Here is a 6,180-nt window from a genome sequence, read left to right on the forward strand (position 1 = left end):
GCTTACATGTTCACCACCCTGGTCGCCGTGCTGGTTGCCTTGGCCCTGGGCCATGTCGCGCCGGGCGCGGCCGTCGCGCTGCGGCGTTTCGGCCTCTATCGGCGCTGGCTGCAGTGGCTGGATCGGCATGCCGCCGAGGACGGGGCCTGGCGCGGCCGCAAGGGCGCCTGGCTGGCGGTGCTGCCGTTCGTGGCCGTGCTGGGCCTGCTGCAATGGCTGTTCGATGACCGCGTCTACGGCCTGCCCTCGCTGCTGCTGGGCGTGCTGGTACTGGTGATGTGCTGGGGCCCGCGCGATCTGGACCGCGATGTCGAGGCAGTGATCGATGCCGATGACGCCCACGCGCGCCACCTCGCGATCACGCAGCTGCAGTCGGCCGGGGGCAGCCTGCACGAAGACGTTCCCTCGCTGGTCGAGGCTACCGTGCTCAACGCGCTGCGGCGCTGGTTCGCGGTGCTGTTCTGGTTCCTGCTGCTGGGCCCGGTCGGCGCGCTGCTGTATCGCCTGCTGGCCCTGCTCGCGGTGGGTCCGATGCGGTCGCTGGCCAGCGTGGAGGCGGTCGCCGGTGCGCGCGTGGTGCTGTCCTGGCTGGAGTGGCCGGTGGCGCAGCTGATGTCGGTGTCGATGGCACTGGTCGGCAATTTCGATACGGCCTTCAAGGCCTGGCGCGAGGCGCATGGCAACCAGTGGTCGGCCTCCACCCATTTCCTCGGCGCGGTCGCGCGGGCAAGCGTGAGTGCCGAACTGCGCGAGGATGCGCACGATTACAGTGATGCGGGCATGGTGCCGGTGTGGCGTCGCCTGCCGGAACTGCGCGATGCGATGAGCCTGGTGTGGCGCATGCTGCTGCTGTGGATGGCGGTGCTGGCGCTGCTGGTGATCGCCGGTTGGGTCACCTAGCCGTTCCGGTCAGCCCGGCGCCAACCAGGTAAAGGGGACCCACGGCAGGTTGCGTGCGATCCAGTACGCGGGCAGCAGGATCAGCCAGAAGGCGGGCTTCATCAGCAGCGCGATCAACGGCTGCAGCGCGCGTGGCCGCCAGCCCAGTGCCCAACCGAGCACCAGCGGGGCGATGGCCAGCATCAGCATGGCCAGGGGATTCATCGAGAACGCGGTGACCACATCGCCATGGGCCAGCGCGTGCAATGCACGCGTCAGCCCGCAGCCGATGCAGTAATAGCCAGTGACCGCCAGAAAGCTGCACGGCGGGAACGGACTGCTGGCGCTGTTGGGGTCGTAGTGCCGCAGCACCCAGAACCCCGCACCGGCCGCCATTGCGGCCGGTGGCAGCAACGCCAGCAACCAGCGCTTGCCGTGCAGCGCAGGCATCAGCTGTTGCTTTCGATCTGCTGCTGGAACTGCTGCATCTGTTCCATGTAACCGTCCACGCCCATGAAGGCCAGCGAGATCACGAACAGCACGACGCCGGCGATCAGGAAGCCGGTGGTGACCCACGCCCAGATCTTGGCGTTCTTGGAGGCACGACGCGCGCCTTCCAGGTCACCCTGGTTGAGCAGGCCGTTGACCTTGCTGGCGAACACGATCGCGACCACGCCGGTGACGATGCCCGGGAAGCTCAGGCACGACAGGCAGCACACGAAGAACGCCAGGATGGTGACGACGATCGACCAGATCAGGTGATTCGGAACGCTGCCCGGGGCGGGCGGCAGGGGGGCGGTGGCATTCATCAGCGAAGCTCCATTTGCTTGGGTGGGTGTATCAGCGCGGGCGGGGTGCCCCGGGCGGTAATCTAACCGATGTACCTGCGTCCATGTAGACGGTTACATGCAGGCAGGGCGGGGCTCACGCCTGATCGCCTCGAAGCTGCCTCACCTGCGTTTCCAGCATCGGGGCGGTCGCGGCATCGCCAGGGATCGGCGCAGACGCAACCACCTCGACATGCGCACGGAAGCGGCGGGGCACGCGCATGCGGCCCAACCGCGTGTCGCGCCGGCTCCACATGCTCGACCACATCCCGCGCAGCGCCATCGGCACCACGGGGACCGGGCGGCGCTCCAGGATCTTTTCCACGCCCGACTTGAACGCGCCCATCTGACCATCGCGGGTCAGTGCGCCTTCGGGGAAGATGCAGACCAGCTCGCCCTCGGCCAGTGCCTTGTCCACTTCGTCGAACGCGGCCTGCATCAACGCAGGATCCTCGCGTGCGCCGGCGATCGGGATCGCCTTGGCGGTGCGGAAGATCCAGCGCATCACCGGGATGTTGAAGATCTTGTAGTACATGACGAAGCGCACCGGCCGCGGGATCGTGGCCGACAGGATCAGCGCGTCCATGTAGCTGACGTGGTTGCACACGATCAGCGCCGCGCCCTCGTCCGGCACGTGGGTCTCGATCCCGTGCGGACGCAGCCGGTACAGCGCGCGCACCATCACCCAGCTGAGGAAGCGCATCAGGAATTCGGGCACGATCGTGAAGATGTAGATCGCCACCACCGCGTTGGCGATCGCCAGCGCCAGGAACAATTGGGGGATGGACCAGTCCAGCACGCGCTGGGTCAGCAGGCCAAGACCTGCCGCGAGCACGATGAAGCCCGAGTTCTGGATGTTGAGCGCGGCGAACACGCGCGACATCTCCGACTTGGCCGTGCGGCTCTGGATCAGGGCGAACAGCGGCACCACGAAGAAGCCGGTGAACAGGCCGATGCCGATCAGGTCGATGATGATGCGCGCGCTGCCCGGCGCCTGCACGAACTGCCAGATCGACAACCCGGCGGCGGCCGATTCGCCGACCCGCGCAAAGTACAGGTCGAGCATGAAGGCAGTCATCCCGAAGGCACCCAGCGGCACCAGGCCGATCTCCACGGTGCGCCCGGACAGTTTCTCGCACAGCAGCGAACCGGTGCCGGTGCCCAGCGAGAACAGCGCCAGCGCGAAGATGTACAGCGTGGAGCCGCCGCCCAGGTTCACCTCGGCGTAGGTGGGCAGCTGCGAGGTCAGCATGGTGCCGACGAACCAGAACCAGGACACGCCCAGGATCGCGTTGCGCACGGCCTTCTGCTTCTTGGCCATGCGCAGCACCGCCAGCGACTCGGGCAGCGGGTTCCAGTGGATCTTCAGGTCCGGCGCGCCGGCATCGACCTTGGGGATCATCCGCGCGGTGAGGTTGCCCGCGATGGCGAGCACGATCACTGCCGTGGCGGCCACGATCGGGCCATGGCTTCCGGCCAGGGTGAAGATCAGGCCGCCGGCGATCATGCCGGTCAGGATCGACAGCGAGGTGCCCATCTCGACCAGGCCGTTGCCGCCGGTCAGCTCCTCGGGCTTGAGGATCGACGGCAGCACCGAGTACTTCACCGGCCCGAACAGGGTGGACTGCATGCCGGTGCAGAACAGCGCGACCAGCAGCACCGGCATGCTCTCGGTCAGGAAACCGAGCGCGGCCAGCGACATGATCGCGATCTCCATGGTGGTGGTGATCACGATCAGCCGCGATTTCTCCAGCTTCTCCGCGATCTGGCCGGCCAGCGCCGAGAACAGGAAGTACGGCAGGATGAAGATCGCCGGGGCCAGATTGGTATACAGCGAGCGCTCTTCGATCGGCGTGCCGAGGAAGAACAGCAGCGCGATGATCGCCTGGCGGTAGACGTTGTCGTTGAACGCGCCCAGCGACTGGACGATGAAAAACGGCAGGAAACGGCGTTGCCTGAGCAGAGCGAACTGACTATGGCCGGACATGGAGACTCCTTGCGAACCGGCGCAGCCTAGCATTCTCCCTGTTGGCGCAGCATGGCAGCGCCGCGGCACGGTGCAGGCAGCCCCCGTCTCAGGTAGCTCACGACCGTTGGTCGTGAGACGTTCCATGGGTCGTGAGACGTTCAATATCCGGATCGACCAACGGTCGATACCTACCCCAACGTGCGCGCGGCCTCGTTGGCGGCACCGCGCAGCTTGGGCAGCAGGCGCAGCATCAGCCCCATCTGGGTACGGATCAGCTGCAGCTTGGGTGGCATCTCGTCCGGGATCTGCTCCAGCTGCTCGGCCAGGGCGCGGTCGCCGTCGTTGGCGTCCTCGGCCACCGGCTCGCGCTGCTGCAGCGCGCTGGCGATCTGCTGCATCGCCTGTTCGACGCGTTCCCCACCGGACAGCGCCAGCGGATCCTGGCCGTAGCTGTCCAGCTGGGTGCGGTGCGCACCCAGCGCGGAGAGATGGCCGAGCAGGGTGTTGGACAGCGCCAGGAAGCGGAAGCCGGCATCCAGGTTGCGGCGTACGTGGCCGGGCTCTCGCAGCATGTTCGACAGTGCCGTGGACAGCGCCGCATCGGCGTTGTGCATGTCGCGCCGCGCGATCCGGTAAGCGAGATCGTCCTGCATGCCGCTGCCGTACTGGCCGAGCACCGCGTGCAGGTACTTCGCGCAGTTGTCGAGCACGCGCGCCATCACCAGGTTCAGGCGGCGGCCCTGCCAGTCAGGCAGGATCAGGAACGCGGCGGCAGCGGCGATCGCACAGCCCAGCAGCGTATCCACCAGCCGCGGCCAGATCAGCAGGAAGCCATCGCCGATCAGGTTGAAGCAAGTCAGCGCCATCACCGTGATCGCCGCCGAGGCCACCAGGTAGCGATCGCTGCGGGTGAAGAAGAACAGCAGCGCCGAAAGCAGCGCGATCAGCAGTTCGATGCGCAGGTCCTGGAACAGCTGCATCAGCGCCCAGGTCAGCACCAGGCCGATCAGCGTGCCGGCGATCCGCTGCGCCAGCCGCTGCCGGGTCGCGCCGAAATGCGGACGACACACGAAGACGATGGTCAGCAGGACCCACGAGCCGTTCTGGGCGTTGAACAGTCGGATCGCGGCGAAACCGACGATCAGCGCCAGCGCCATGCGCAGGCCGTGCCGGAACAGCACCGAGCCGGGGGTGAGCTGCTGGCGGATGCGCACGCCCATTTCGCGCAGCGTGTGCGGGTTGGTATCGCGCAGGCGGGTATCGACGTTGTCCAGGGTGGACTCGGACTTCTCGGCCTCGGACAGGCGGCGTTCCATGCTCTGCAGGTTGTGGCCGAGCAGTTCCAGCGAGGCCAGCAGGCGCTGCCACTGCGGATTGTGCTGGGCGCGCAGCCAGGTCAGTGAATCGGTGAGATCGGCGGTGGCCTGCTTGGTGCGCTCGCCGTACTGGAACGGCTGGCGCAGGCGGATCGCCTGGCCGAGGTTGGCGCAGGCCTCGCCCTGCAGCGCGAGCAGGCGCTGGCAGCGGTACAGCACGTCGCTGTGGAAGAACGCCTCGGTGAGCGCGCCATACGGATAGTGCGAGGAACTGGCGCGTTCGTGGAAGTCCTGCGCCATGTAGTACAGCCGCAGGTACAGGCCGGACTGCACGCCGGGCCGGCCGGAGCGGCCGAACCGGGCCAGGATCGCGGTCTTGGCGATGTTCAGCGCCTCGACCACGCGCCGGTTCTGTTCGGCCAGCGCAAGCTGGCGCTTCTGCACATCGGCATCGCGGACCGGTTCGAACAGATCGGCCTTGAGCTGCAGGTAACGGCCCAGTTCCAGGTACAGGCGGGCCACGCGCTCGCGCACCGGCCGATTGGCGAACAGGGCCGTCCACAGGATCGAGAGCAGGGCGTACCAGACCGCACCGGCCAGCAGGTGGCTGACCGCGTTGATCGCCTGGGACAGGTCGGCCGCGCCGTGCTGCTCCAGCCCGATCATGGTGTAGATGGCCAGCGTCACCGTGGCCTGCGCGATGGAGGCATAGCGCTCGCCCAGCGCCCCGAGCAGGGTCAGCCCGAAGGTGGCTGCCGCCAACGCGGTGATGAACCACCACGGATGCGGGAACAGCAGCACCACCGCGGCCGCCGCGGCCACGAAGCACAGCAGCGACAGCGCCACCGATTTGATCCGCCCCCACCAGTTGTCGTCGGTCTCGGCGATCGCACTGGCGATGATGCCCAGGAACACGCCGGGCAGGGCGGTCAGCTGGTCCAGGTACCAGCACAGCCCCATCGCCGCGGACAGCGCGATGAACACCCGCAGGCCATAGCTGGCCTTCTCATGCGCCCACAGGCGGCTGACGCGGGTTTCGAACGAAGGCATGGCGACTCGGCGGAAGAGAGGCCGCCATTATTGCCGGTGCGGGGTGAAGGGGACACCTTCACCGCCGAGGGTAGTGCCGGCCGCAGGCCGGGCAAGAAAGAAGACCACCCCTTTAAGGGAGCCGCCCGCAGCCGGCCCA

The 6,180-nt window shown here is 67.4% G+C and carries 5 protein-coding genes; 1 reads left to right on the forward strand and 4 read right to left on the reverse strand.

Features of this window, described 5'->3' with window-relative positions; translation table 11 throughout:
- Positions 1–6: 6 nt before the first annotated feature.
- On the forward strand, positions 7–900 hold the full coding sequence (ampE, locus tag ABE473_RS17345; protein ID WP_346490348.1) for a regulatory signaling modulator protein AmpE: 894 nt from the start codon (positions 7–9) through the stop codon (positions 898–900).
- Between the two features lie 9 nt (positions 901–909).
- On the opposite strand, the gene ABE473_RS17350 is transcribed toward ampE, so the two are convergent.
- From ABE473_RS17350 to yccS, 4 genes are all read right to left on the reverse strand, one after another.
- Positions 910–1,329, reverse strand: coding sequence for a DUF2752 domain-containing protein (locus ABE473_RS17350; RefSeq protein WP_346490349.1), 420 nt, complete (start codon positions 1,327–1,329; stop codon positions 910–912).
- Positions 1,329–1,688 carry a CD225/dispanin family protein gene (locus ABE473_RS17355; protein ID WP_176987977.1) on the reverse strand — a complete coding sequence of 120 codons (360 nt, stop codon included), beginning with the start codon at positions 1,686–1,688 and terminating at the stop codon, positions 1,329–1,331. Before ABE473_RS17355 ends, ABE473_RS17350 begins: the two co-directional genes overlap by 1 nt.
- 115 nt (positions 1,689–1,803) lie before the next feature.
- On the reverse strand, positions 1,804–3,693 hold the full coding sequence (locus tag ABE473_RS17360) for an MFS transporter (protein WP_346490350.1): 1,890 nt from the start codon (positions 3,691–3,693) through the stop codon (positions 1,804–1,806).
- A 170-nt stretch (positions 3,694–3,863) separates the two neighbouring features.
- Entirely contained in the window at positions 3,864–6,041 is a 2,178-nt protein-coding gene (gene yccS / locus ABE473_RS17365) for a YccS family putative transporter (protein ID WP_346490351.1), read from the reverse strand.
- Between the last annotated feature and the right edge of the window lie 139 nt (positions 6,042–6,180).

Origin of the sequence: Stenotrophomonas sp. TWI700 (genome assembly GCF_039673645.1) — a bacterium.
GTDB lineage: Bacteria > Pseudomonadota > Gammaproteobacteria > Xanthomonadales > Xanthomonadaceae > Stenotrophomonas > Stenotrophomonas maltophilia_AA.